We start from the raw sequence: 26,973 nt of genomic DNA on the forward strand, positions 1-26,973 counted from the left end.
AAATGGCACTATTTGATAACGTATTGAGGTTTGTCGAAACTGTCGTAGCACCTGCTGCTGGCAAAATTTCCGCACAAAAACATGTAAATGCAATTAAAGATGGGTTTGTTTCAACAATGCCATTTCTAATTGTTGGTTCACTACTGCTGGTTTTAGCTTTCCCACCCTCAGACGGTAATTTCTTCTTTGATGCTTGGCATGGGTTGATTGAAATCATTGGTAAAGACAATATTCTTACCCCTTTCCAACTTAGTATGGGGATTTTCGCCCTTTACGCGTCATTTGGTATCGGCTTTAGTTTAGCAGAAGCCTATAAATTACGCCCAATGAACACTGGCATGTTATCTATGTTTGCATTCTTGCTGGCTGCCGCTCCTATGGTCAATGTGGAAATCGGTGGTGTTCTACCGGGTGCATTTCTCGGCGGAACGGGGGCTTTTACCGCCATCATCTGTGGTTTATTTGTACCTGAAATGCAAAGGCTGCTGATCAAATACAATATCCGAATCAAAATGCCTGAAGCGGTTCCACCAAAAATATCCGCATCATTTGATCTATTGATTCCCATTGTATTTATCTCAATCATCGTCATGACCATCAATGTATACCTAGCTCAGCACGGTATGAAAATACCCGATGCAATTATGACGTTATTCCAACCCTTGGTGCTCGCATCAGACAGCTATATTGCATGTTTACTCGCGGTATTACTGATTCAATTGCTTTGGTTTAGTGGCATTCACGGCGGTTCCGTTGTAGGCGGGATCATTGGGCCTATGCTGCTGATTAACCTAGGGCTGAACCAAGAAGCACTCGCTGCAGGTGAACCTTTACCCGCCATCTTTATTAACCCTGTCATGGACTTCTTTATCTTTGTAGGCGGCGCGGGCGGCACTTGGGGGTTAGTTATCTTAATGATGCGTTCTAAAGCGACTCAACTTAAGACCATAGGGAAAATGTCCATCATTCCAGGTACGTTCAACATCAACGAGCCGGTCATCTTTGGCACCCCTATTGTCATGAACCCAATATATTTTATCCCTTGGCTTCTTGCTCCGACATTGAACACAACCATTGTTTGGTTTGCATTTAAAGCAGGGTTTGTCGCCAAGATCATTGCTATTCCACCATGGACAATGCCAGCACCAATAGGAGCCATCATTGCAACCAACTCTGGAACAGCTGCACTCGTCGTTGTCAGCAGCATCTTAGTCAGTGCACTCGTCTTCTACCCATTCTTAAAAGTACATGAGAGACAGTTACTCGCAGAAGAAAACGCATTAGATACTGCCCAGTCTACAGCTACACAAGGAAAGCTCGATGAATGTAAAAATTAATAGTAATGAGGACATCACTGAAGAATTTCTGATGTCTCTCCTTTGTCAGGTTGGCGAAGCACGTTCGACATTTATGGAAGCAATGACCACTGCACGTAAAGGTCAGTTCCAACACGCGCATCAACTATTACTGGATGGTGATAAAGCATTGAGTTCCGTTCATAAAGCGCAAACGTCATTAATTGGTTTCGATGAGGGAGCAGGCAAAGTCACTATGACGCTCATCCTAACCCATATTCAAGACCATATTATGACCACAATGTTGTGTCGAGAAATGGCCGAAGAGATCGTAGCGATTTATCATCAACTACATAAGGTAAGAAGTCATGAAGAAGCGCATATTTGATTTTACTGCTGAAGATGTTCGGAATGCTTCACGAAAAGACATTGTAGACAGCATTCAAAACTCAGAGGGACGCACCATCATGGTCGAAAATGTCGTCGCGATTACACCACCACTGGATGTCGTGTCTGGTCCTGAAATTGCGGCGGCCTTTGGGGCTGACATGATCACATTGAATTGCTTAGATGTCATGAACCCAGCTATCAAAATTTTATCTGAAAACCCTGATGAAATAATGTCGATTCAAGAAGTAAAAAAGGCCACAGGACGCTTAATAGGTTGCAATTTAGAGCCTGTTCCAGAAAGTATCAACCACGTTGATATCGGGCGAACTGTCACAAGAGAAACTGTAGAACGTGCAATCGCAATTGGGCTTGATTATGTCATGCTCACTGGAAATCCTGGCAACGCAGTCACGCAAGAAACGATTTTAGGTGCGATAAGTTTAGTACGGAAGGTGTCTCAAGATATCATTGTTGTAGCTGGGAAAATGCACGCTGGCGGTGTAGGTAATGACTATAACCTGAATATTATTCCTAACTTCGCTGAAGCAGGGGCTGATGTCATGATGTTTCCAGCTCCATACACGACGCCTGGGGTTGACGCAGATCTCGCCAGAAAGATGATGACGGCAGTCCACCAAAGCGGAATGCTCGGCATGTTGGCCATTGGTACTTCTCAAGAGGGAGCGACAGAGTCCTATATCGAACAAGTGGCTATGGCTTCTAAGGCAGCCGGCGCTGATATCGTACATATTGGCGATGGTGGATATAGCGGTATCGCACCGCCAGAAAATATAATGCAATTAGGCTTAACGCTTAGAGGAAGACGACATCAATATAAACGAATGGCTAATCGTCGATAAATAATTACACAATAATTACCATCAAATCCATAATTTAGTCAAAATATGAACAAGCCAGCCACTCCCTAGGCTGGCTTTTTTGAGTCTGATTCACGACTGTTTCGAGTGAATATCTTTCAACCTACAACGCGTCAAACTGCTCTTTGGTTATTCCATAGTGAACTCGGTCTTCAAATCCCTCTTCTAGTTTGTAATAATTTTTTTGTGTGCCTTCATGTTGATACCCACACCGAGCCATTGTTTTATAGGAACCAACATTACCTAAATAACAATCTGCTGTTACTTTATGCGCATCTAGTTGTGTGAAAGCTAGTTGGGTCATAAATTGGCACGCTAATGTCGCGATCCCCTGCCCCCAAGCATGCTCAGATAGTTGATAGCCTACCTCAAAATTCCCCTGTAAAAACATGACTGATGGCAACCCTGTCATCCCCATATAGCGCCCTTGTCGATCTCGAATAATCGCCGTTGGATTCTCTGGCCACTCCCCTCTTTCAATAGACTCTTTAGTATTCTCGATGATTGGATTGAAAAAACCGTGATACATTTCCACTGGCGCTGGTGCAAAAAATAGATACTTGGCGACATTGGGATTACCGAGCATAGTCACGATGTCTTGAAGATCATCATGAGTAATTAAACGGATAGTAAATTCATCACTTAGCGGGGTGTCTTTCCCTTGCTTAAAGTTTGTAATCGACACTGTTTTTACCTTCTCTTTGAAATTGACAGCATCATAGCGAACCCGAAGTTACTGCGATTGAACTTTTGCGACATTATGTATAAAGGCGCTCTACTCAAAGTCTCCATAGATATCAATGACCAGATCTCTGGCATTCAAATATCCTGAGGGCGTAACACCGAGTACCTGCTTCATTTGACGAATTAGATGCGGTTGATCACTAAAACCAAACTGGTTGGCTAGTTCTGCCCAGTCAGCTTGTTTTGGGTTCTGATATACATGCATAAACAGAGCTTCAAATTTAATAATGATTTGATACTGCTTAATACTCAAACCAACTACTTTCTTAAACGCTCTTTCTAAAGTGCGTTTTGTCGTAAAGCAACGTTCCGACAGAAATTCACTGGTCAATAATCCGTTATTGTCTTCAATTAGCGTTAAGGCTTTTTCCACAAGTACAACCGAACTATCAGATTGCGCTAACTCTATTAACGGTGACAAGTCTTGTTCAACTTTGGCTAACAACTCATCTTTATTAGAATCTACAATTAGCGATTGATAAGAGTTAGGGTGTAATAGCAGCTCTAACCAATCAATATCTAGACACTGATTTATTAATCCTGCTTGAGGCTTATTCAGCTGATACAAAGCGGTAGGTGTAAAACGAATGCCAAGACGCGTTAATGGCGCATGATCATTCAAGGTTAATGTCTGAGTACTTGCCGTGAGGAGGTGCGTTCCGATACCCGAGAAATGATCAGTCTTACTCTTATAATCATAAGATTGCGCACGAGGCGTAACGATATAATGAGCATTTACATTGGGAACAAGCTGAGGCATAGAATCAATTGTATCGTTGGCCAAGACATCCAAATACCATACCCAATCGACTAAGTGCTTTATCGACTCAATTTGATGCTTCCAAGTAATCATACAGACCTCTTTTAATTAGGTTTCATGCTAATCAGCTAAGATTGTACAATAAATCTTTCCACGCCAAATTATTTCATAATTAAGACTAACGGGCGCTCGACTCATCATCTACTCGCATCATGGTCGTCAATTCTTGAAAAATCCAGTTTGTAAATGGTGTATTTCTATCTCGTAAATGACAAAACAACGCACACTCACGGCGGAACGTCTCTTGGTAAAACTCTTTAGGCAGTGGATATGTATCAAATCGGTCAGTGATGAGAGGGGTATTTTTAATCGACATTACGCCAATAGTGTCACTTAAATGAATTAGCTCTAGCATCATACTCGAATCACTTGAACGTACACTGACATTCTTCTCGAGTTTGTGTTTTTTTATCAACATCTCAACTTTAGATGCTTCTATGTAACCGGGAATCACGCTGACACAGAGTGGAAATTTCAATAGCTCTTCAACAACAGGAGCCGTTAAAGGGTGTCCCTTTCGAGTGACGAGCATAAACTTATCGTCTGGTAATGACATTTCAACAACATTCTTGTTTGTCGCTAAGGGCAAGTAACCAACACCCCAGTAATTCCTAGTCTGTTCTAAATTTCGTAAACTATTAGGCTCCCATGGATGGCAAGTCACCGTTAATAAAGGCGCAACAACCGTCAATTTAGCCACGAGGGGTGCCGCTATCGGGGCCATCAATGTAGCGGGAAAAAGGAACGTGATCTCCCCTTTCATTTGTTCTATGCCCCATGGTTCATTCGTCGCATATAGCTGTTCAATTTGGTCAATCAAAGCTGGTATTCTGTCCACTATATCTGTGCACTTTTCCGTTGGCTCTAGCATGTTTTTGTTGCGTACAAATAGCTCATCAGAAAACTGCTCTCGCAATTTTTTTAGCATCAAACTTACTGTTGGTTGACTAATATTCAGCTTTCTTGCTGCGGCTACTGTTTGGCGAGTTTCATATAATACCATCAGCAACCGTAGTAGGTTGTAGTCTTTATTCATAGAAGAAAATCGTTACTTGCCATAAGGTCAGTTTAACTTAAAAAAGCGCGTAGTATTGTGGAGAATAACCACTCAGCATCGCATCAACCATTTTTAACAAACGTGGAAGCGCATAATTAAAAAACTTTTTATACCCATAACACAATGCATTGATATCCTCACCTTTCGAAGTTTTACTTGTCCAGTTCTTTGGACAACCTCCCTGGCACATTGCTAAGAAATCACATTGTTGGCACTCTTGGTTTAGTTGTGTTTTTTTATCGTCACCAAAATGACGCTGTTGTTCACTGTTCACTAAACTTTGAAGTGTAGTGTCACCTAACTCACCTATTTTATATTTTGGGTAAGCAAAGTGATCGCAACTAAAAACATCACCACTGGCTTCCATCATTAGCTGCTGGCCACAAGTTTCACTGTGATGACACATTTGACTAGGTTTACCCATTAATATCATTAAACAGTTTTCAAAAAACTGTACATAGACTTTACCTATATCTTGCTTACACCACTCATCAAAGACATCGCAAAGTAATATCCCCCACTGATCACCTGTCAATGACCAATCATATTCAGAGCGACGATCTAGCTCATGATCTTGGCACGGTTGAAACTGAAGGTATGGACTTCCGCTCTCTTTTAGAAATTGATATATCTTAGCGCCATGTTTATAAGTTCGATTATTGATCACCGTTAGAGTATTGAACTCGACGTTGTGCTCTTTCAGTAGAGAAACACCTCGCATGGTTTTCTCGAAGCTCGATTCCCCTTTGAGATCAATTCGAGCAATATCATTTAGTAAATTAGGCCCATCTATGCTTATCCCCACCATAATATTGTGTTTTTTAAAAAACTCGGCCCAGCGATGGTTAATCAACGTTCCGTTAGTTTGAAACGTGTTAATTATCTCTTTTTTCTCGGCCCAGCGTTGTTGCTGTTTTATGGCTCGTTCATAAAACTCTCTTCCACGTAATAACGGCTCTCCGCCATGCCAAATAAAATCTACTAAGGGTGCGTTAACCGGTTGAGATTCAATATGTTGTTGAACAGCCAAATCGAGCGCATCATCACCCATGACAGGACCACACCCGGATTGATTATCAAGGTAGTAGCAATAGCTACAATCGAGATTGCAGTTTGAACCGACAGGTTTGATCGATAAGCTATAAGGCAAAGGCGTTGTCATAGATGCTCTCATTAAAAATTGTTTTGAAGTATTGATTCGAAAAGGAAATGCCTGTGATTATTTAGGCTGATATTTTGTATCCACTACGTAAATCGTGCCCCTATAAATAGAGGCACAATATGCTCAAACGATTATGTGTCTGACTTAATCGATCGTATCGTTACCCATACCAACACCAGTGCCTTTTTGAGCCGGTGGGTAAGCTTTCAATGACCGTTGATACTGATTAATGCTCTTATAAAAGTAAGGTAGAACCCATGATTTTTGTTTCATCCAATGATACCAACCTGAAGTATCAGGAGAACGTTCATAAGGATCTGCCTTTATATTGACCAACACACCAAAAGGCCACTCTTTCGCAGGTTCTGTCCAGGTAGTTTTAGTTCTTAAGTGCACTTTCCATTCATCCACACGAACTGCATTCAAGTCACTTTCGTTATAGAAGAAAAATTCACGGCGGTTACTGTCACCTTTACCGGAAAGCATATCTAATTGATTGTATCCATCGATATGAGCGATACGTTCAACACCCTCAATCTCTTTCCCTTCGAGTAACTCTTCTTTGATATTAGGCTCTCCGACTGCAGCCATGATCGTTGGTAACCAATCTTCTGCAGACATTAACCCATCCACATACTCTCCCTTTGGTAGCTTTTCTGGCCAACTAACCAACATAGGTACACGAAAACCACCATCCCATGTCGTGCCCTTTTGCCCACGGAATGAAGCCGCACCAGCGTCAGGCCAATGATCCATATTTACGCCGTTATCGGACGTAAATAAGATAATGGTGTTATCCAATTCTCCAAGAGATTCCAGCTTGCTAAGTAAGACTCCTATTTGGTCATCTACTTCTTTAAGTGCATCATAGTAAGTTGATGTCTGACTCGCGCCTTCATACTCTTTTCTAACATGGGTAATGGTGTGCATTCGAGACGGGTTGAACCACATGAAGTAAGGTTTGTCATCATCTTTGGTTTCATGTTTATCCAACCAATCCGTAGCGAAATCTAAAAACTCTTCATCGATGAGCTTCATTCGCTCTTTACCTAGACTGCCTTTGTCCGTCACTTTTTGCTTACCGACTACGCCAAAACGAGGGTCAACAGTCTCATCAAACTCTGCTGTCGCAATAGAGTGAATGACGTTACGAGGCACACCTACAAAATTGGGGTCTTTAGGGAACTCTGGTTGTTCAGGCATTTCCATCACATTGAGGTGATAAAGAAATCCATAATACTCGTCAAATCCATGTACCGTAGGTAAGTGACTATTGTTATCACCTAAATGAGATTTACCGACATGTACTGTGTCATAACCTTTCAGCTTTAGTAGTTCAGCAAGCGTTGGGGTTTCTTTTTTCAACCCTAGTTTTGAACCCGGTTGACCAACAGAAGTTAAGCCTGAACGAAATGGGTACTGACCTGTGATAAAAGCGGCTCTCCCCGCAGTAGAGCTACTCTGCGCATAATAGTCACTGACCATAACTCCACGTTTAGCGATACGGTCAATGTTTGGAGTCTTGATCGCTCCCAAACCTCGGTGATACGCTGAGATATCCATAGGAGCAACATCATCTAGCATGATCGTTACAATATTGGGGGCTTTCGCGAGCGCAGGGGAAGCCGCGAATGTTGTGGAAGCAGCAATAGATACCGCAAGAACATTTTTTACAAATTTAGAAGGGGTTTGCATTGAATTTCTCCGTTACTGTACAGAGAAATAATAAAGAATAATTCAATTAAGAAGCGATATAACGACTATTTAGATTACTAATAGCGATTGCTTATATCTATTTAAAATAATCATTAAGCTACCGTTTACATATCAATAAAGGCAGCTAACATTAGCACTAATAGTTCAATCGTTCTTTCTAGCTTGCGTCAATCTGTAATGCAAAAAGACTGTTTTTCATTCTTCTCAATCTTGTTTAGGAAGAGCCAATACGAATAAAGGACAGACTTAAATTAAATAAGCCTGCCCCTTTGCGGTGCTATAACCTTTGATTCATTTATTTTATTTCGTTATTAACACCTAGCCAAGCGAACGGTTACTTCATAGAGCTTTCCAGTCTCTATTTCCGTAACAATATTATGTTCTAGTCTATTTCCTTCTAGCCAAACCTGCGCTGTTGTCACGTCATCACAACGAAGATAGTTCACTTCGAAGGTGGCTCCCCTGAACTCGCGTGTTACCGATACCTCATCCCAATGAGAGGGTAGTTTCGGTGAAATAGAAAGCCCTTCTTCACACCCTTTTAAACCAAACATCTGCTCGATCACCATGCGATAAAACCATGCGCCTGTCCCAGTATTAAACAGATTACTCGAACGACCCGCCTTGCTTGGGTACTGATAATAGGCACCACGATAGTAATTTGGAATGTAGACAGGCAGCTGGCCTCGACGCTCAAATCCTTCATCATTATGATCGCTCAGCATTTTTCGTAATACAGAGAACCCTCGGTCCGCCTCTTCAATTGCATATAAACTAGCTGCATAAAACGCGGCCGCATGGTTATAAACCGATCCGTTTTCCGCAGAGCCTGGCCACTTCTGAGTTACGCGGCCCACGTCTTCGCGCATTTGGGTAAATGCAGGGGCATACAGCATTACGCCATAAGGGGTATCAAGCTGATCGTCTACCGATTGGAGCATCTTTTCTTTCTGTTCATTTGTTGGGATATCCGCTAAGAAGGCCCAGCTTTGAGTATTCAAAAAGATACGCCCTTCTTTATCTTCAGGAACGCCAAAGGTGACTCCATCATCGGTAATGCCACGCGCATACCAATCACCTTTCCAAAAATATTCATGGGTAAGAGCTTGTAGCTCAGTGACTGTTTTTTCAAAACTCGCTATTACCGATTGATCATTACGCTTGTCAGATATCTCTATCCACAATTGTAACGCGTAGCTAAGCGCTTGCGTTAACCATCCAGAAACACCGATGCCTTTTGGCCCTACCATGTTCATGGGATCACACCAATCGCCTTGAGCAATATAAGGCAGACCGCGCTCGTCTCGTGCAGCACATAAATGTGCCATCGCTCGGTTCATGTGCTCTAACACTGTGGCAGTTGATTCGTCATCTTCCCATGGAAGTTGATGGTCCAATATCGACCAATCATTCGTTTCATTCAGATAAGCCTGTAAAATAATGGCTAGCCAAACTGAATGATCAGTATGAGGAATTTGATTGATGTATTTCAGTTCGGCTTCCGGTGTTAGCAAAATACCATCAGGCATTTCACCGTCACTTTTTTGCTGTGCAAACGCCGTTAGTATGACCTTTTTAGTCGCAGAACTATTTACATACGCCATTCCCATACCATCTTGAAGATAGTTTCGCGTCTGTGGGTCGGTCGTTAATCGGTTGGTATCACCATGATAATAAACCTGTCTTGGTAGCCAGTGATTAACGAAATCATCAAAGGTATTGTCTGGTGTATTGACGTTTAAAACGCCATTACCTAATTCGATATACTGTCGGTAATTTTCACGCTGTTCATTTAAAGCAGTTCCACTATGTGCTTCCTTAATCGCTGCAATTTCTTTTTTATCAATTGCAGGGCCAAACATTAAGTTCAACTCTTTCGATTGATTTTTTTCAAGCTCGACACAAAATTGCAGTGTACACGCTGGGATCTCATAAATAGCATCGCCATTGGTTAAGTTCTTACCCTCGCTTAGTGCGTCAGGGTTATGTAACCCACCTTGCCCTTCAAACGCAGGCTGGCTTAGCTCGTAGTAACTTGGCGTCAAATCTGATGACAGAAACGTAATATCTTTAAGGTGTTTATTCTTTTCGTACTGCTCAAGTTTTTGATAAGGCGTGATCGAGGTACACACAGCCGCGTTCAATTCATGGTCGAAATGCGCCCCCATGTTCATCCATGAAGAGTAACCTACCGGAAAGTAGGGAATAATCGATACACTTCTATTATGGTCATGTAAATTAGTCACCTTCACATTCCAAAGCTCGACCACATGGGTTTCACTTAGCGTTAAAGTCACCTCAATACGAAGACCTATATGCTCAACGTTCCAACGTATATCGGAAAGTCCCGGTTCAAACTTAAACGAATCTAGTCCAGCCTTCACAGGTGCAAACGGAGCAGAAAACAGCTCGCCACTCTCGTCATCTCTCAAGTAGAAAAACCGACCCGGATGGTGTGCAAAATAGGGTTGCTCGGGTTGCATGAAGCTAGTTGCCGCAAGGGCCGGGACATGCGCATATTTCTTGGGTTCTGGGTTCATGTACTGAGCAACGGCATAGCCCTGACAGTTCATATGAATCATCATGTGACGATTCCATAGGTATCCTGCTGAGTTGGGCAATTCAGTTGGTGTTGTGAGAGAAAACCGTTTTCCGTTATCGATAAACTTAGACATCAATGAAACCTCTTACGCTTCGTTCGTTTTGGTTTAAAGGTTATTATGCTTGCCAGCACACGTTCGCCATCACGGCTTTAAAGCTTCCTCGGCTTGCGAATGAGAAAACTGTCTTCAAGTTTGTTAGATCCAAACCACCATAAGAAAAGTGCTGGCAAGGGATCTGAATTTGTACAAATTCCTCAGACTCTTTAATTAGTACTCTATTTAGTACGTATTTAACTGCATTGTCGATATCGTCAGCTGGCTTAGCTAAGGTAACGATCACATCATCACTCGCCGCTTCTAATACTTTCAATTCGAATGAAATCACGCCTGTTTGGTATCGGCTAAGATCTTCACCATCGGGGTTAGTCGTTTCAATATACAGAACATTCCCGCCCTCTTTAAAGGTAAGTTCTATCGCATCTTGCTGCTGTTGATAGTTGACTGGATTGGTGGTTAAGGTTGCTAGCTCAATTGAGTTATTTCTCGAAACTTCGACGCCAGTTGGATTTGCGACATCGGCTACCCTACACTGGTAATCGCCTATGGTAGCTTGCACACCAAAGATATGGGTTTGCTTTGTAAGGGTTACATCAGTACTCATATCTAGTTCAATGTCATCGAGATTTCGTGCTTGTAACTTCTTGCTGTAATTCAAGCCATAGCCATATTCGAACAAGGGCGCGTGCTCACCGTCAGGATGTTGTTCATTGGCTGGTAATTGATATTCGGGAATATGCGTCGGGATACGATGAACAGTTGTACTCGATTTCTTGTTTGGCCAGCTAAATGACAGTACACCTTCAAAATCGTAGTTAGGCTGACCATTTTCATCGGCAACCAAAACATCAATGATCCCCTGCCCTTCACTGCCCGGTAGAAATGCAGCAATAAATGCATCCGAACGAGCAATCTCTTCATTTAAGTACAAAGGGCGACCACTAAAGAAAATCGAAATAACTTTAACGCCAGCATTGTGAAGCTGAGTGATTTTTTCACAATCTGCAGCGTAACTACGCTTTAGTTTAGAGAATTCTAGGCTTTGCCACGCTTTGATATCACCCATCATCTCGGCGTAAGGATCTTCGCCAAACACCACAACAGCGGTATCTCCGGCAACAAGCTTTGTCTCTAATTCAGGGTCATAAATAACGTTCTCGCTACCAAGCTGAGCCTCTAACCCCATTTTCACCGTTGTCGCACCAGGGAAGTCACTGAATAAGTTTTCGTCGCCCTGCCAAGTCAGGTTCCAACCACCCGATTGTTTTTGTAGATCGTTGGCTGCGCTTCCCGTTAAAACGATACGTTGATTACGTTTTAGCGGTATTATCTGTTCTTTATTTTTAAGCAGGACGAGTGATTTTCGTACTGCTTCCCTAGCCACCTGTCGGTGTTCATCTGCCCCAAGAATTGACTGATTCCCACCGAGTTCTCGCTTTGAAGGTTGTGGCTTGTCCCACAAACCAGCACGCATTTTCACTCGTAATATACGTGATACAGCGTCGTTAATTCGAGATATTGAAATCACGCCACATTCAATATCGGCTAAGGTCTTGTGGTATACCGCCTGCCAATGCTGACGAACCGGTATCATCAAAATATCGTTACCTGCATTGATCGCATAACTCGCATCTTCATCACTGCATTTGCTTATTTCAGCGTGACCATTCCAGTCGGTAACAACGAACCCATCAAAGCCCATCTGCTCTTTAAGTACATCTGTTAATAAGTATTTACTGCCATGAATTTTGTTGTTGTAAGATCCAGATGTCGCGGTATCGTGATCATAGTTATTGCCATCATCCCAACTGTTAAACGATGACATCACCACCTGAGCACCTGCATTTAAACCGCTAAAGTAGCCCATTGCGTGAATGTTCCTAAGCAAATCTTCACTGTAGCTATTAATCCCACGGTCTATACCTGATAACGTACCGCCATCACCAACCCAATGTTTTACATTAGAAATGACATGGTGTTCGTCTTTCAATTCCTCATTATTACCTTGTAGACCTTTAACCATTTCACCTGCGTAAGCATAAGTAATTTCAGGATCTTCAGAGTAGCCTTCATAAACACGGCCCCAGCGGAGGTCACGCGGCGTTGCAACAGTTGGCGCAAATGTCCAATCAAGACCCGTCGCAGCTATTTCAAGTGCAGTAATCCGACCAATTGTCCGAATTAGTTCGGGGTCTCGCGCGCAGCCCAAGCCGATATTGTGAGGAAATACTGTTGATGAAAAAACATTGTTATGGCCATGAACTGCATCTGTCGCCCAGACAAAGGGGATACGAAATGGTCGACCTTTAAAAGCCTGTTCAGTGGCAAGCCAATACTCATCGGCCTTTTCAGCCCATTCGATTGCAGTTGCGTGCTTATTACCGCTCGGCCATGAACCACCACCATTTAAAATAGACCCGATCTTATATTGGATAACCTCCTCGGGAGTGATCTCTCTAAGCTCAGGTTGAATCATCTGACCGACCTTTTCTTCATTGGTCATCAAGTCAACAATAGAGGCTATCTCAGCTTCCATCTCTGACTCAACTGAAAATTCTGATTGGATTTTGGGCCAACTAGAGAAATACGGTGTCTGGAATTGGGTCGTCATAATAAAAAATCCATTTGTGACTTCTAAACAGGAAATGTGCGAAATACACTTGTTGGGATTAGTTTAAAATTCTAGAATTTCCAACTCTACCAAAATAGCGACAATAAAAAGGAATATTGCGACATGGTGACCACTTACCAGCTCAAGTCACACCAGAAACATAAACACATTCAATTTGCGTATGATCATGGCTACCACGACCATGACTTTGCACCTCATAAGCACGATTTTTCAGAGTTGTTTATCGTTTTTGATGGTTCTGGAAAGCACCAAGTTGCCGGGCATGTATACCCATTGAATAAAGGAGATGTATTTGTAATCAATGGGGAAGTAGAGCACGGATTTAAAGATGTGAACAATCTACGAATTATCAATCTAATGTTTGATTCAAAAGCACCGCTATTTGAATCCCCTCAACTAAAACTGTTGCCAGGCTATCAAGCGCTATTTAACGTTGAGCCTATTGCTAGGCAAACTAGCGAGTACCAAGCAAAGCTCACTCTGGATCTCGTCCAGTTAGGTCGGATAGAAGAACTGCTTAACCAAATAGATTTTGAATACAACAACGCACCCAATGGGTTTGAACTCATGCTCTCTTCGCTTATGCAACAGTTAGTGATTAACCTTTCCAGAACATATCAAGGTGGATCACAAGACAATAATCAGCAAACACTAGCACTGAGCCGAGCGCTTGTTCATATAGAACAGCACTTTTCTAGTACTCAATTGAACAGCGAAGCCATCGGTAAAGCGGCTTTTATTAGTAAACGTCAGGTAGAGCGGTTGTTTCGTCAGTTCTTCCAGACCTCACCTAATCAATACATTCGGGAGGTTCAACTTAAACATGCAGCGAGGTTACTTAAGGATGATATGAACTTGTCTATCCAAGCTATATCGGAACAGTGCGGATTTTCGGACAGCAATTATTTCTCTAAGTGCTTTAAAAGCCAATACGGCTCAAGCCCAAGACAGTTTCGTTAAGGCATTTTATAGCAGACATAAAAAAGGCCGCCAATGGCGACCTTTCATTTATTCGTAATAAGCTTACGACATTAGCGTCTAATTAAAGAGCGATAACGTTGCTAGCTTGAAGACCTTTTTGGCCTTGCTCTACTTCGAAAGACACTTTTTGGCCTTCGTTAAGAGTTTTGAAACCTTCAGATGCGATAGCACGGAAATGTACGAATACGTCTGCGCCGCCGTTATCTTGAGTTAGGAAACCGAAACCTTTAGTTTCGTTGAACCATTTTACAGTACCAGTAATTGAGTTAGACATGTGATGTCCCTTATTTATTTATATTTAAGAAAAAGTTCAACATTAACAGTATGTTAATGTGTTGAATTATATCATGTTACGCTAAAATAAAAGGGAAACGCCTAGCTACAAAAACGTGGTTCTAGTAGTGGAAGTTTTACTTGTACTTGATGCTGCATTTAATAACTCTCTGAACAACTGCGGAATATAATAACGTCTGAAATCGTTATGTACAGTACTTTTTTTAATTTTTATTAAATTTTCAACATTAACAGTCGTATACAGATACCAATTTGTATCTAGCACGTCTTTTGAAAGCCAAATTGATTAGAAATGAGTCTTGTTAACCTCTTTGTTAATACCAAAACACAAGCTCCTACCAACGCAGATCACATAAATTACGCAACAGAAAACATTCAGTACATAGATTTGAGATGTACATCTCACTAATGATTTTCATTGATTTGTAAAATGTCTGCAAATTTTGTGCATGGAGCTTTCTATGAAAGAAGTGGATTTTCGAACGATTGATCGCCTGTTTATTAAAATGTCGATCAACGACAAAATGTGGGTGGTCTTTGCCCTTTTCTTAACAACCCTAACGTGTATTGCGGGGGCTCGCTATTATTACACCGTCGATCAATTTGAAGCGCAGTCTATTATGGCAGCGGAATACAAACTGACTGGCATTCTAGCTTCTGACAATATTGATACCTCTTCTATTCGCGGCCTTTCAACGACATCTAGAATGAGTGAGTCTCATTATAACAATGGCGTAGTGACGGTTAACGGCCAACATAAATCCGGTACCACCTATCAGCTAACAGAAAACTTTTCTACCGGATACAACACCATGCTCAGCTCAGCTAGAGGCTCTTTTGCTCTTAGCTACCTTTGGGTTCTACCTTTTGCTCTTTTTGTTTATTGGGTGGCGACATTTATTGGTGGTGCGCTATGGGTATTGTATTCAACAACCGAAAAGATATCAGAAGGTGATCTAACATCTCGTCTTGGGTTTCACGCAGGTCGGGATGAATTCGGAACGATTGGTTGCGCGCTGGATAACGCAATGGACACCCTTTCTCAACTGGTTGATACGGTAAAAAGTAACTCAACTAAGCTTGGGGAGACATCAAGTTCTTTCGAGCGTGAAATGAAAGAGAGTGAAGCACAGATTAATAATCAATATTCATCACTTGATTCTGTTGCTACTGCTATGGAACAAATGACGGCATCGGCACAAGAAGTCGCTTCGATTGCCAACCAAGCGACTCAGCAAACCGAACAAGACAGCGCTCAGGTTAATGAGAGTCGATCTCGCGTTGAAAAAGCAATCCAGCAGATCGTTCAACTGTCTGATTATATTTCACAGGCTTCTAGCTCAGCAGCAACGCTCAACGATAACACAGCGCAAATTAGTGATGTCGTGACCACTATTAACGGTATTTCCGAGCAAACCAACTTACTGGCACTTAATGCAGCGATTGAAGCAGCACGCGCGGGTGAACAAGGCCGAGGTTTTGCAGTCGTTGCCGATGAAGTTCGCACCCTTGCTAGCCGTACACAAGCAGCAACCGTTGAAATTCAAGCCATGATTGAAAAGCTGCAAAATGAGAGTCAAAGTATCGCGTCCATTACTGAGCAAACGGTAAATCAAGCTCAAAACAGCCGAGATATAATCACAAACATTGGTGATGACATTAATTTCATCGCTGATTCTGCGCGAAATATTAACGATATGAGTGTTCAGATTTCCACATCCGCGCTTGAGCAAAGCTCAGTCGCCAACGATATAGCCAGTGAGCTGTCCGATATTAGAACCCAATCGAATACGCTAAAGGGCGTTGCAGAGCAATCTTTATCCGGGGTCGCGAATCTTACGGAGTCTTCCCGTGAATTGGGGAAAGTGTTAACGCGTTATCGTACTTAATTAAACTACGTCTTTGATGTTATGAGCCGAGACCCAAAATGAGAATGTAACTCTCATATAGCCCAAAGGCTCCCGAGAACTTTCGAAAATGAAAGAACTAGGGAGCCTTTGTCATTTTGATTAGGGACTAATGAACCAGTGAAGCAACAGAGCGACCTAATTTAGACTCACGATATCCAAAGCTGTAAATCCATCAGTATTTTTCACACCGATTAATTGAGGAAACTGGTCAGCAATCCATTCATACGTCTCATACATTTCGCCATAAGCCGCATAGTGAAGCATCGTGTCCCCTTCCAAATCTTGACTCATTGGCGACACTCCTGCCTGAATACCCAATTCAATTAACTCTCTCTTCCCTTCAGACGACGCATACATAAGGATGGTTTGTTTGAGATCGTCTAACTCGTTAAGCGATGCTCCATGACCAACCAATTGCTTAATCAACTTCAAGTTTCCAGAATCAACTGCATACCAGATTGGAAACCCACCTTCAGGGTCAATGCCATTTATATCTGCCCCTTTACTTATCAGTAAGTCAATCACTTCTGACTGTTCAGATTCGACAGCCAATATCAGTGGTGTATAACCATCAATATCTGCTCTTGAGGGGTCCAAGTCAAAATTCAATAATGCTTTCACAATGTTTTCATCACCATACATGATGGCATCTGTTAATGAAGAGCTATCTATATTGTACCCAGCCTCTTGAATCATCTGGACATTCTTTGCTCTAGGACTAAAAGCGTGTTGCCATCCGTAAGCAATGACCATCAATAACGCAATGGTGGTCAGTAATCTATTAATCGTTTCTAAAGCAGAATTAAACATACGTACTTTCCTAGTCGGCAAAAGCCTGATTATTGTTAACAACAAAGTAGTGACAAATTATTCATAAGACTTCTTTATTCGTCAAACTTATAACAATAATTAATCAGTTGCTTTGCAAACGATCACGGAGGAAGAGAATACTTGATCGATAAATTTGAAGAGAGTATATTTAATCGCAATTCGACGATTAACTATGAACTACTTATGAATACTGCCTGTTCTAACACCAATTCGGCTGCATTTTCTACTACAGAGCAAGAGTTAGCTCAAGAAAATAGTTTTGCTGCCTTATCAAAAGCACTCTCTCATCCTGCTCGCGTCAGAATTTTAAAGATACTGCTCACGTTGGACAACTTAGGCGGCTGCTTAAATAGTGATTTAGTCTCTGAGTTGGGGCTTGCACAATCAACAGTATCAGAGCACTTACGCATTCTAAAACAAGCGGAATTTATTACCGCGGAACCTAACCCGCCAAGAATGTGTTATCGAGTTAATCGTGAGAAAATAGAGACTTACTCAGCATTGTTTTCTGGGATTTTTAACTAATAGATATTGGAAGATAACATTCTTAAAAGAATCTCTATCTTCCTCTTTAGTAACTCTTTAATCGTCAATCGACGATATTCGAATTGATTTTAATATTAATAATGTAGGTTAATTTATGACTAAACAAATAGACGCTATCCCTAAACTTGGCTTTTTGGATCGCTACCTAACTCTATGGATATTCGTTGCGATGGCAGTGGGTGTCGCCCTTGGCGTTGCTTTCCCGCAGGTAGAGCAACTAAACGAAGCAATGTCCGTCGGTACTACCAACATCCCATTAGCAATCGGTCTAATTTTGATGATGTACCCTCCCCTTGCAAAGGTAGATTACCGCCTGCTTGGTAAAGTCACAAAAGACAAACAAGCGATTACTCTGTCGTTAATCATGAACTGGATCGTTGGCCCAGCTCTAATGTTTATATTGGCACTTGCGTTTCTGGGTGATCATCCTGGATATATGGTGGGAATTATCCTTATAGGGCTAGCTCGCTGCATCGCGATGGTACTGGTATGGAATGACATTGGTGGAGGCAACAAAGAATACGGAGCTGCGTTGGTTGCATTAAACAGCGTATTCCAAATCTTTACTTATAGCTTCATGGCATGGCTGTTTATCACTGTGCTACCACCTGTGTTTGGGTATGAAAGCATGGTCGTCGATATCTCAATACTCGACATAGCTCATAGCGTATTAATCTACCTTGGTATCCCCTTCTTACTGGGCTTTCTTAGCCGTGAAATACTGGTGCGCCTCAAAGGTGAGGAGTGGTACAACGACGTCTTTATTCCCCGTATTTCCCCTATTACATTGATAGCTCTGCTGGGTACGATCGTGCTTATGTTTAGCCTTAAAGGTGAAATGATCGTCGAGTTGCCGATGGATGTGGTTCGAATAGCGATCCCTCTTACTCTCTATTTCGTAATCATGTTTTTTACCAGCTTTTTTATCGGTAAACGAATGGGGATTCCTTACGACAAAAACACATCCATTGCTTACACCGCAACGGGCAACAATTTTGAACTCGCTATCGCGGTTTCTATCGCAGTTTTTGGCATCAGTTCAGATCAAGCATTTGCTGGTGTGATTGGTCCTCTCATTGAAGTCCCTGTGCTAATAGCTTTAGTTAACGTATCGCTGAAATTAAAAGAACGTTATTCGAATAAAGAGCCTGCGGGAATCTCGAACTAGCATTTATGACTGCTGATTTTTAATTTTAGAGCCACTTATACAAGTTGGCTCTAATTTCCATTCAATCCGCTTTTAAGTCTCTTCATATAAGATCTCGCTAAATTAGCTATAAAGGCACTTAAACTTACAAAAACTATGGCTTTTCACTCATTTTAATAACTATTTGTGACAAACGTAACTGCAACTTTTCAACTCATTATCAGTTACTTATAGATAGTGAGACTTCTGCCACGTATTTATCCACTATTCCTATCTGAATAAATATTTCCACCCCTCAAAAGTAGCGGATCTCAGAATTGATACTAAACTCAATGAATAACTATAATTTAACGTCAGAACAAATTGAGGTGCTTTGCTTTGGTAAGGCATGATCATGTAGGCTAGTTTTACGGTGATAAAAATGAAAAGAAAATCGTTTAGTCAATTTCAGTATTTCCCTATTATTGCTATTGCCCTCTCTATGTTAGTCGGTATCCACTTTTACAAAAAAACCTTAGATGATTGGCTAACCCATATTGTCAGTGATTATATGTTTGGACTGGTCGACGATGTGGCAAAGCAAATTCAAACCGATCAAATCGATCTTTATGAAATGGGCCCCACTGAAATAAACAACTATCTCCAGACGTTGTCGCAATCCAAGTTCGGACGACGGTTTACTATCATCCACAGCAGTGGGAAAGTACTTGCCGACACAACACTCAATGCACGTGAAATAGCGAAAATGGACGATCACCGGACACGAGTTGAAATAGCCACAGCTTTCGAAGGTAAAAGTGGTATGAATAAATATTTCAGCCCAGATCTTCATCAAGAGCTTCTTTATGTTGCCAAACCGCTCAATTTATCTCAAGAAACAAGTCACACCAACGATAGTGAGCATGGGCATGATGCGAGATATGTCCTGCGGTTAGCCATGCCAATGACCACGCTTTACGCCATGGCTTCCGAATTAGAAATCATCGTTTATGCATTGTTAGGTGGCAGTTTATTAGTTCTTATTCTTTCCTCTTGGATTAGTAACAGAAGAATATTGACGTTGATTAACCAAGAGCGAGATAAGCAAGAATCTCGCATTCGGAAAAGCACCGAAGAGATTGAACTCCTGCAAAGGCTGGCGCATATGTTGGCCGCTTGTAACAGCATCAGTGAAGCTCAAACCGTTGTCGCTGACATAATTCCTCGGATCCTAGGGGATATAAACGGATGTGTTTCCATTATGCGAGATTCTCGAAATCAATTAGAAATCAAACTTGATTGGGGCGGAGAATGGCCAGCCAATAAAGTTTATGCTCCTAATGATTGCTGGGCTCTACGCAAAGGGAAGTATCATTTGTCCGCCGATGAGCACCACCATCTTCCATGTACCCATATGAGCAGTTGCGAAGATGACGGGCTTACGCTTTGTATTCCTTTAACAGCTCACGGCAACACTGTTGGCATGTATCACCTGCACTTTGGTGAAAAGTTAATTGACGATGAGACCAAACAGTTGGCATTTACCATTGCAGAACACTTAGGTTTGGCCTTGGCGAATTTAAGCCTACAAGAAAAACTGCGTTCTCAAGCGTTGAGTGATCCTCTTACTGGGCTGTTTAACCGTCGTTACTTTGAAGAAGTCTTCGACAACGAATGGTCAAAAACGAACTCAAGCCAAGAGCCACTGTCTCTTCTAATGCTTGATTTGGACCACTTTAAACGCTTTAACGATAACTTCGGCCACGATGCTGGGGACTATGTTTTAAAAGAAGTCTCTAACTTATTAAAACGAGTCATTGATGAAGAACATGTCGCTTGCCGCCTAGGCGGAGAAGAACTAGCGGTCATTAGTCCAAATTGTGGTATTCAAGAATCAACCAAGCTTGCTGAAGCCATCGTTAAAGAGATACGAGAGCTTCACTTAGAAATGAAAGGGCTATCGCTCGGGCAACTCGGCGTGTCTATCGGCGTAACGACTTACCCTCACCTAAAAGCATCTACTGTTGATCTTATTAAAGCCGCGGATACTGCGCTGTATAAAGCAAAAAACAATGGTCGTAGCCAAGCCATTCACACCCATCAAGATGCTGACATCTTGGTTGATATCACCAAAATAGACCCAATCAAAAATACTGCCCTAGTCGACAGCAACGAAGAGTCTGAAGATTTAGATGCTGTAGAGAATATCTAACCTATTATCGCTCTAGTGATTAGAGCGATAAACCAACAATACGTGCTCCTTTCATTTCGTCATTCGCTAGTGAAAAGTATGGTTATTCACCATAAAACTCCGTCCCTCACCTCTTTATTGATAGATCAATCAATACATACTCTACCTTTAGTTAATTGAGCTTTTGACAAAAGATAATAGTGCATAGGCCGCGTTACTGCGTCTATGCGTGTAATAAATGAACTATCCACCGTTGTGGGGATAATAATATGAAATTACTTTTAAAGACTTTTATAGTTCTCGTGGGTATTTTGGCGTCAACCAACGCTTACGCATTAACGTGTTATTCAGATTGGGATGGAGATGCTTACGGAGATCTCACCTCTGCTACGGTTACGCAAGGCACATGTTATGACTTAGGAGGTGGATGGATTGAATATGGTGGTGACTGTGATGATAATGACTACCGTATTCACCCTGAAGCAAATGACATTGTTGGCGATGGCATCGATCAAAACTGTGACAGTTATGATGCTTGTTACGTCGATGCAGATGACGATGGATATGCCTCTGACTCAATGGCAGTGGTTAACGAAACTTTAAGCTGTAGTGACACTGGCTATTCAGATGGTTCTGCCTTAGGCGACTGTAACGATGGCGACAATTCAATTTACCCTCATGCATCAGAAATATATTACGACGGAATAGACCAAAACTGTGATGGCGCTGATGCAGCAGACGCCGATGGTGATGGTTTTGATAGTGATATCGTCGGTGGCACTGATTGTGATGATAGCAACCCTAGTATTAATCCCAATATGATTGAAATCGTTGGAAACGGCATTGATGATAACTGTAATGGCATGGCGGACGATGTAACAGGTAGCTCTGATTCTGACGCGGATGGTTATTCAGATTTAGAAGAAGGCTACCCAAGTGTAGATACTGACAGTGATGGCACTCCAGATTATTTGGACGCAGACAGTGACAACGATACTGTTGCCGACATCGATGAGTTGAATGCCGACAGTGACAATAATGGAGATGTTAATCGTATTGACCCTGACGACGACGGGGACGGTATCTTTACGAATATCGAAGAAGATACTGGTGGGAGCGATACGGACGGCGATGGACTAGCAGATTACTTGGATCTAGACAGTGATAATGATGGATTAGCCGACGAAGAGGAAGACGTAAACGGGGATGGAACTGTAGGTCCAAATGAAACCGACCGAGTAAATAGAGATACTGATTCTGATGGACTGCTAGACGGCATTGAAACTGGAAACGGCGGTGACTACGACCCAACTTCAACCACCAACCCATTGGATGATGATACCGATAACGATGGCGTATTAGACGGTAATGAAGATGTGAACCAAAACGGGAACGTGGATGGTGGTGAGACCGACCCTAATCTCATCGATTCTGATATCGACGGTTTACAAGATGGACTGGAGCTAGGATTAAACACTCCGCAAGGAAGTGATACCGACTTCAATATTTTCATTCCTGATGCTGACATATCAACCGTCACTGACCCTCTTAATGAAGATACTGATGGTGACGGTATGTTAGACGGTGTCGAAGATGCGAATTCAAATGGACAGGTAGACAGTGGTGAAACTGACCCTAACTTAGCGGGTAACCCACCACCGCCTCCTCCGCCAGAAACAGATACCTGTCTGGATGATATCGCTACTGCAACAGCGTTAGAACGTGATTATCAAACAATATTAAGACAAGTGAAACGAAACTGTACCCATAAAAATAGGGATACTTCGCAGTGCTCGAGCGCTCTTAATGAATTAACTGCGACTTCAAATGCACTTAATGAGGCTACAACTATAGTGAGTGAAAATTGTAATCAATAGACTAAACAACAAAGAGAATCTCTAGTGCACTGAGACTTTAAGTGTACTAGAGATTTTATATCTACAATCAAGACGGTGGCATATGGCTTATTCAGCCAAATTTTTTTAAGCGACTTACGATTACTTATCTATACCGATTTTAGCTTTCGTTGATGCTCTGATTTTTGCCCCTCAAGATCGTTAAATAGCAATTCTTGACTCTCCCACTGTTCAACAAAACGCTCGACAGTCAATGGTTTTGATAGCAGATAACCTTGGGCACTTTGGCAGCCCAACTTTGTCACGTATCTCAATTGATGTTCGGTTTCGATACCCTCTGCAACCATGTTTAAATTATACAACTTAGCCACATCAACCATGATATCGACCAGCGGACGGTCACCATTCTTTCCGTTTCCACTATCTTCTAACGCATCAACAAACATCTTATCAATTTTTAATGTATTGATTGGATAGTCGATCAACTGACTGAATGCCGTATACCCTGTGCCAAAATCATCAAGAGACAGCTTCACACCGATGTTATGTAACTCGGTAAGTATTTCTAAGTTCTTGTATTCACCAGGTACGAAGCATGTCTCTGTAATTTCAAGTTCAACACGTTGAGGCGGAACATTGTATCGTTTAATTAGCTCTACAACCTTCGGCACAAACTCCTGATTCTTCAACTGCCATGATGAAAAATTGATCGACATTACCCCATCGAAGTTAATATTCTCCATCCATAACGATAACTGTTTTATTGCAGCTTCCATCACCCAATAATCAATTTCTTTTATCACTCCAGATCGTTCAGCGATAGGGATAAACTCATCGGGACCATAGTGGGATAACTCTGACAATGTGCTTCTTAAAAGAGCTTCGCAGCCAATAATTTTCCTCGTTTGGCAATGATAGATAGGCATATACACGAGATAAAATGCACTTTCCTTTAAAGAGAGCTTCAAGCTAGAGTTAATATACTCATAGCGTTCCACCTCATCCCCAAGTTCCGTCGTATAAATTTGCAGTACGCTTTTTTCTGATTTTTTAGCTTTATACATCGCTATATCTGCATTACGCATCAGCCCTTCCACATCAATCGCATCATCAGGGTATATCGAAGCACCAATACTAATGCCAATATCAAATACAACGTCATCAATTTCATACCCTCCTTGAAATAAATTGATTATTTCATTAGATATTGTCTCAATGTCTCTCATACCCCGGACGTTCTGAATAATAATAGCAAACTCATCACCCGATATTCGCGCCAAAAGGCGTTTATCATCCTCTCCATAAGGTATTTTATACGAATCTAATATGTTGATTAAGTCACTCGATATTGACTTTAATATCTCATCACCTACTCGATGGCCAAATCGGTCATTCACCACTTTAAATTTATCTATATCAAAATAAAGTACAGCAAAGCGGTCATTAGAGATAACATTTGTATTAAGTGTACTGTTTAAAAATAAGTTAAACTGATTTCGATTCGCAAGCTCAGTTAAAGTATCATATTTAGCTTGAGCTTCCAGACTTTCAATTAGATCAAGGTATTTATTTGCAAGGGTAGAAACTTCATCATCATCGCTAGAACGCTTTATTGTCATTACGCCACCCGGCGTTGATAATTCTACCTGCTGTGTCAGATCCACAATGGGCCCAATCACGCCTTTTTCTATTAGTACTTTTAGGAACATATATGAGAGTAATGTCACTAGCGATACAATAATCGTAAAAATGACCTTATAAGGACGATAAAAATCATTTAGCTTTTCGTTGGGTAGCGATATTGTAATATGAAAAAGATCGGAGGTTAGTGAGAATCCATACCTGCTTTCGTCTGTACTCTGCCTATCAATATGTTGGTTTTTATAGATAGTACGAGAAGGACCTAATGACGATAATTTCAATTCAATATTACTCTTTAGCGCTGAATCTTGTAAAGATAACGACCCTTCATTCGGATTAAGCAAAACGGTAAATATCGCAGCATATAGTCTATGTGTTTTAGAAACGTTTGTACTAGGAATAGGAACGTCTGGTGAAAATATTTTCACCAATAAAATTTCGTCTCTTTTCGACTCCAAAGTATGATAATGATACATACTAGTATCAATCTTGGTCAGTCCTTGGTCTTTTAACTCACTGCTAACACTTTCAAAAAACTCACTAAAACCTTCAGGTAATTCAATAGACGCAAAGGGATCTTTCGTATCATAGATAAACAGCTCATTTCCCGCTAAATCAACTAACGAAAATTGAGTCACAGAACCAAAGCTGGGGTCTAAGCTCGTTATATACTTTGTTAACCTACTATTTGAATATGAACTGTGTTTACTCACACTTAATGAGTTTAGATACCCGTTAATTGCATCACTATCTAAAAATAGGTTACTCAGTGTCTCTAGTGCATTGATGGATTTATTTAACGTTCCCGCTACATGTTTTAATTCATATTTAATCTTCAAATCCAATACAGATTCTAATTGTTGTTTCTGAGCAATATAAGTTATATATCCAGCCATTGAAAATATTAACAACATAACAGGGAGTATAATTATATTAAGCTTAAGTGAAAGCTGCATAAATCACCCTACTTGTCTGATGATAGTATATTGATAATATTGGCCCTTATCTGTTGTGACTTTTCATCTATTACATCATAACTGTAATTCTTAGTTTTTTCTGTAACCTTCGGGAATAGCTCACTATCCTTTAGATAGTCGTTCTCAGCTAACTTCAACGCTTTGTTGTTTGTTGTTGCAAACCATATACTTTGAGCGTTATTGATGGCATTTTGTGGTTTATTTATAAAGTTTAAGAATGATCTTGTAGCCTCGTTAATCGGCCTATCCACATGGCTAGAGAAACATTCATACCACATTAACGTCCCTTCGGTAGGAATCACATACTCCCAATCATCTTGATTCGTTGCGATGCTTATTTGTTCTTTTTCACCAGAATAAAATACCGACACATCCATGGAAGAATCAGCACCTTTGTCCATTGCATAGCCGAGCGTGTTTCTAAATGCGAGTAAGCTACCTACGACTCCATCCAACAATTGATACGCTTCCTTTAGCTCGTTTTCACTCGTACTCATGGGATGATACCCAAGTGCCATCAAAGCAATTCCGGCAGTATCCAGATCCTCATCTGGCATAACGACTGTATTTGGATTCTCTTTTGCGTAGTCAAAAACATCCATCCAAGAATTAAATGTTTTATCCACTTTTGATCCTCTATAGCCAATACCAATCGATCCAAACGAATATGGAACACCATAATCTTTGCACGCCGCCACCGAGTCTTTTGAAAAATTACCTTCTGCTAGAGAACGATCTACTCTACTCAACACACCTTCTTCGCCCAATTGCTGAAGTGTATAGCCATCAATAATAAAAAGATCATATGCTTTTGCTTTGCCTGAATAGACAACCTGATCGCGTAACGCTTCGCTTTCAAAATAGACTTGTTTGAGGGTATGCCCGGTTTGTTGTTCAAATTCGCTGATTAACTCTGAAGAAAAGTACTCTTCCCAGGTAAGTAGACGTATCTCATCAGCAAATAGAGGGACACAAATTATCCAGCCTAAAGCGACAGCTAGTATTTTAGTTACGTTCATAAATACACTCTCAAATCCATCTGACATTTGTTTTTATTGTTCTTCTAATACTTAGCTAACTATAGACCATGAGTGTGGCATTGCTTAATGCGTACGCTAAGCTCACACGCGGAATGAAACTATTTTCTTGATATGCTATCGCGATAATTTCAAATCGATATGGCTAGCGGGCTCTACAGGCTCTTTAAACGGGCAATTTGAGCGATTGTAAATCACTGATATTACGGCATTTAATTATGTGGAAATA

20 protein-coding genes are annotated in these 26,973 nt (G+C 41.3%); 9 read left to right on the forward strand and 11 right to left on the reverse strand.

All coding sequences use genetic code 11. The features are described 5' to 3' along the window. Positions 1–2 precede the first annotated feature (2 nt). Genes L4C54_RS06220 through L4C54_RS06230 form a run of 3 tightly spaced genes read left to right on the forward strand, consistent with a single transcriptional unit; the run spans position 3 to position 2,545 of the window. On the forward strand, positions 3–1,337 hold the full coding sequence (locus tag L4C54_RS06220; protein WP_428807492.1) for a PTS sugar transporter subunit IIC: 1,335 nt from the start codon (positions 3–5) through the stop codon (positions 1,335–1,337). Next, positions 1,321–1,683, forward strand: a complete 363-nt coding sequence (locus L4C54_RS06225) for a PTS lactose/cellobiose transporter subunit IIA (protein ID WP_428807493.1) — start codon at positions 1,321–1,323, stop codon at positions 1,681–1,683. Before L4C54_RS06220 ends, L4C54_RS06225 begins: the two co-directional genes overlap by 17 nt. Then, positions 1,664–2,545, forward strand: a complete 882-nt coding sequence (locus tag L4C54_RS06230; RefSeq protein ID WP_428807494.1) for a DUF7916 family protein — start codon at positions 1,664–1,666, stop codon at positions 2,543–2,545. Before L4C54_RS06225 ends, L4C54_RS06230 begins: the two co-directional genes overlap by 20 nt. A gap of 121 nt (positions 2,546–2,666) precedes the next feature. On the opposite strand, the gene L4C54_RS06235 is transcribed toward L4C54_RS06230, so the two are convergent. From L4C54_RS06235 to L4C54_RS06265, 7 genes are all read right to left on the reverse strand, one after another. Further along, entirely contained in the window at positions 2,667–3,248 is a 582-nt protein-coding gene (locus L4C54_RS06235; protein ID WP_428807495.1) for a GNAT family N-acetyltransferase, read from the reverse strand. Between the two features lie 90 nt (positions 3,249–3,338). After that, a complete protein-coding gene (locus tag L4C54_RS06240) occupies positions 3,339–4,160 on the reverse strand; it encodes an AraC family transcriptional regulator (RefSeq protein WP_428807496.1) in 822 nt (273 codons plus the stop codon). A gap of 85 nt (positions 4,161–4,245) precedes the next feature. After that, positions 4,246–5,163, reverse strand: coding sequence for a LysR family transcriptional regulator (locus L4C54_RS06245; RefSeq protein ID WP_428800047.1), 918 nt, complete (start codon positions 5,161–5,163; stop codon positions 4,246–4,248). A gap of 37 nt (positions 5,164–5,200) precedes the next feature. After that, a complete protein-coding gene (locus L4C54_RS06250) occupies positions 5,201–6,346 on the reverse strand; it encodes an anaerobic sulfatase maturase (RefSeq protein ID WP_428807497.1) in 1,146 nt (381 codons plus the stop codon). 144 nt (positions 6,347–6,490) lie between these two features. Beyond that, positions 6,491–8,041 carry a sulfatase-like hydrolase/transferase gene (locus tag L4C54_RS06255; protein WP_428807498.1) on the reverse strand — a complete coding sequence of 517 codons (1,551 nt, stop codon included), beginning with the start codon at positions 8,039–8,041 and terminating at the stop codon, positions 6,491–6,493. 332 nt (positions 8,042–8,373) lie between these two features. Next, entirely contained in the window at positions 8,374–10,737 is a 2,364-nt protein-coding gene (locus tag L4C54_RS06260; protein WP_428807499.1) for a GH36-type glycosyl hydrolase domain-containing protein, read from the reverse strand. Between the two features lie 43 nt (positions 10,738–10,780). Further along, positions 10,781–13,333 carry a glycoside hydrolase family 3 protein gene (locus L4C54_RS06265; protein WP_428807500.1) on the reverse strand — a complete coding sequence of 851 codons (2,553 nt, stop codon included), beginning with the start codon at positions 13,331–13,333 and terminating at the stop codon, positions 10,781–10,783. A gap of 123 nt (positions 13,334–13,456) precedes the next feature. Here L4C54_RS06265 and L4C54_RS06270 point away from each other — a divergent pair, with 123 nt between their 5' ends. Continuing rightward, complete coding sequence (locus tag L4C54_RS06270; RefSeq protein ID WP_428807501.1) at positions 13,457–14,314, forward strand: helix-turn-helix domain-containing protein; 858 nt, start codon at positions 13,457–13,459, stop codon at positions 14,312–14,314. 82 nt (positions 14,315–14,396) lie between these two features. Here the strand turns inward: L4C54_RS06270 and cspE are convergent, their stop codons facing one another. Next, positions 14,397–14,609: a transcription antiterminator/RNA stability regulator CspE gene (gene cspE / locus L4C54_RS06275; protein ID WP_120032071.1), complete on the reverse strand. Its 213-nt coding sequence runs from the start codon at positions 14,607–14,609 to the stop codon at positions 14,397–14,399. Between the two features lie 481 nt (positions 14,610–15,090). Between cspE and L4C54_RS06280 the strand changes: the two genes are divergently transcribed. After that, complete coding sequence (locus L4C54_RS06280; RefSeq protein WP_428807502.1) at positions 15,091–16,518, forward strand: methyl-accepting chemotaxis protein; 1,428 nt, start codon at positions 15,091–15,093, stop codon at positions 16,516–16,518. 156 nt (positions 16,519–16,674) lie between these two features. Here L4C54_RS06280 and L4C54_RS06285 read toward each other — a convergent pair whose 3' ends face one another. Beyond that, positions 16,675–17,349, reverse strand: coding sequence for an ankyrin repeat domain-containing protein (locus L4C54_RS06285; protein WP_428807503.1), 675 nt, complete (start codon positions 17,347–17,349; stop codon positions 16,675–16,677). 204 nt (positions 17,350–17,553) lie between these two features. Between L4C54_RS06285 and L4C54_RS06290 the strand changes: the two genes are divergently transcribed. The 4 genes from L4C54_RS06290 to L4C54_RS06305 all read left to right on the forward strand — a co-directional run bounded on the left by L4C54_RS06290 (position 17,554) and on the right by L4C54_RS06305 (position 23,110). Beyond that, a complete protein-coding gene (locus L4C54_RS06290) occupies positions 17,554–17,895 on the forward strand; it encodes an ArsR/SmtB family transcription factor (protein ID WP_428807940.1) in 342 nt (113 codons plus the stop codon). Positions 17,896–18,010: 115 nt separating this feature from the next. Continuing rightward, complete coding sequence (gene arsB / locus L4C54_RS06295; protein WP_428807504.1) at positions 18,011–19,084, forward strand: ACR3 family arsenite efflux transporter; 1,074 nt, start codon at positions 18,011–18,013, stop codon at positions 19,082–19,084. A 400-nt stretch (positions 19,085–19,484) separates the two neighbouring features. Continuing rightward, positions 19,485–21,254: a sensor domain-containing diguanylate cyclase gene (locus tag L4C54_RS06300; protein WP_428807505.1), complete on the forward strand. Its 1,770-nt coding sequence runs from the start codon at positions 19,485–19,487 to the stop codon at positions 21,252–21,254. Positions 21,255–21,502: 248 nt separating this feature from the next. Beyond that, positions 21,503–23,110 carry a MopE-related protein gene (locus L4C54_RS06305; RefSeq protein ID WP_428807506.1) on the forward strand — a complete coding sequence of 536 codons (1,608 nt, stop codon included), beginning with the start codon at positions 21,503–21,505 and terminating at the stop codon, positions 23,108–23,110. Between the two features lie 128 nt (positions 23,111–23,238). On the opposite strand, the gene L4C54_RS06310 is transcribed toward L4C54_RS06305, so the two are convergent. Both L4C54_RS06310 and L4C54_RS06315 read right to left on the reverse strand, forming a co-directional pair. Beyond that, positions 23,239–25,686 (reverse strand): putative bifunctional diguanylate cyclase/phosphodiesterase, encoded by a 2,448-nt coding sequence (locus L4C54_RS06310; RefSeq protein WP_428807507.1) that lies wholly within the window; start codon positions 25,684–25,686, stop codon positions 23,239–23,241. Positions 25,687–25,694: 8 nt separating this feature from the next. After that, positions 25,695–26,726 carry an extracellular solute-binding protein gene (locus tag L4C54_RS06315; protein WP_428807508.1) on the reverse strand — a complete coding sequence of 344 codons (1,032 nt, stop codon included), beginning with the start codon at positions 26,724–26,726 and terminating at the stop codon, positions 25,695–25,697. Positions 26,727–26,973 lie beyond the last annotated feature (247 nt).

This window comes from Vibrio lamellibrachiae, assembly GCF_050337265.1.
In the GTDB taxonomy this organism is placed as follows: domain Bacteria; phylum Pseudomonadota; class Gammaproteobacteria; order Enterobacterales; family Vibrionaceae; genus Vibrio; species Vibrio kyushuensis.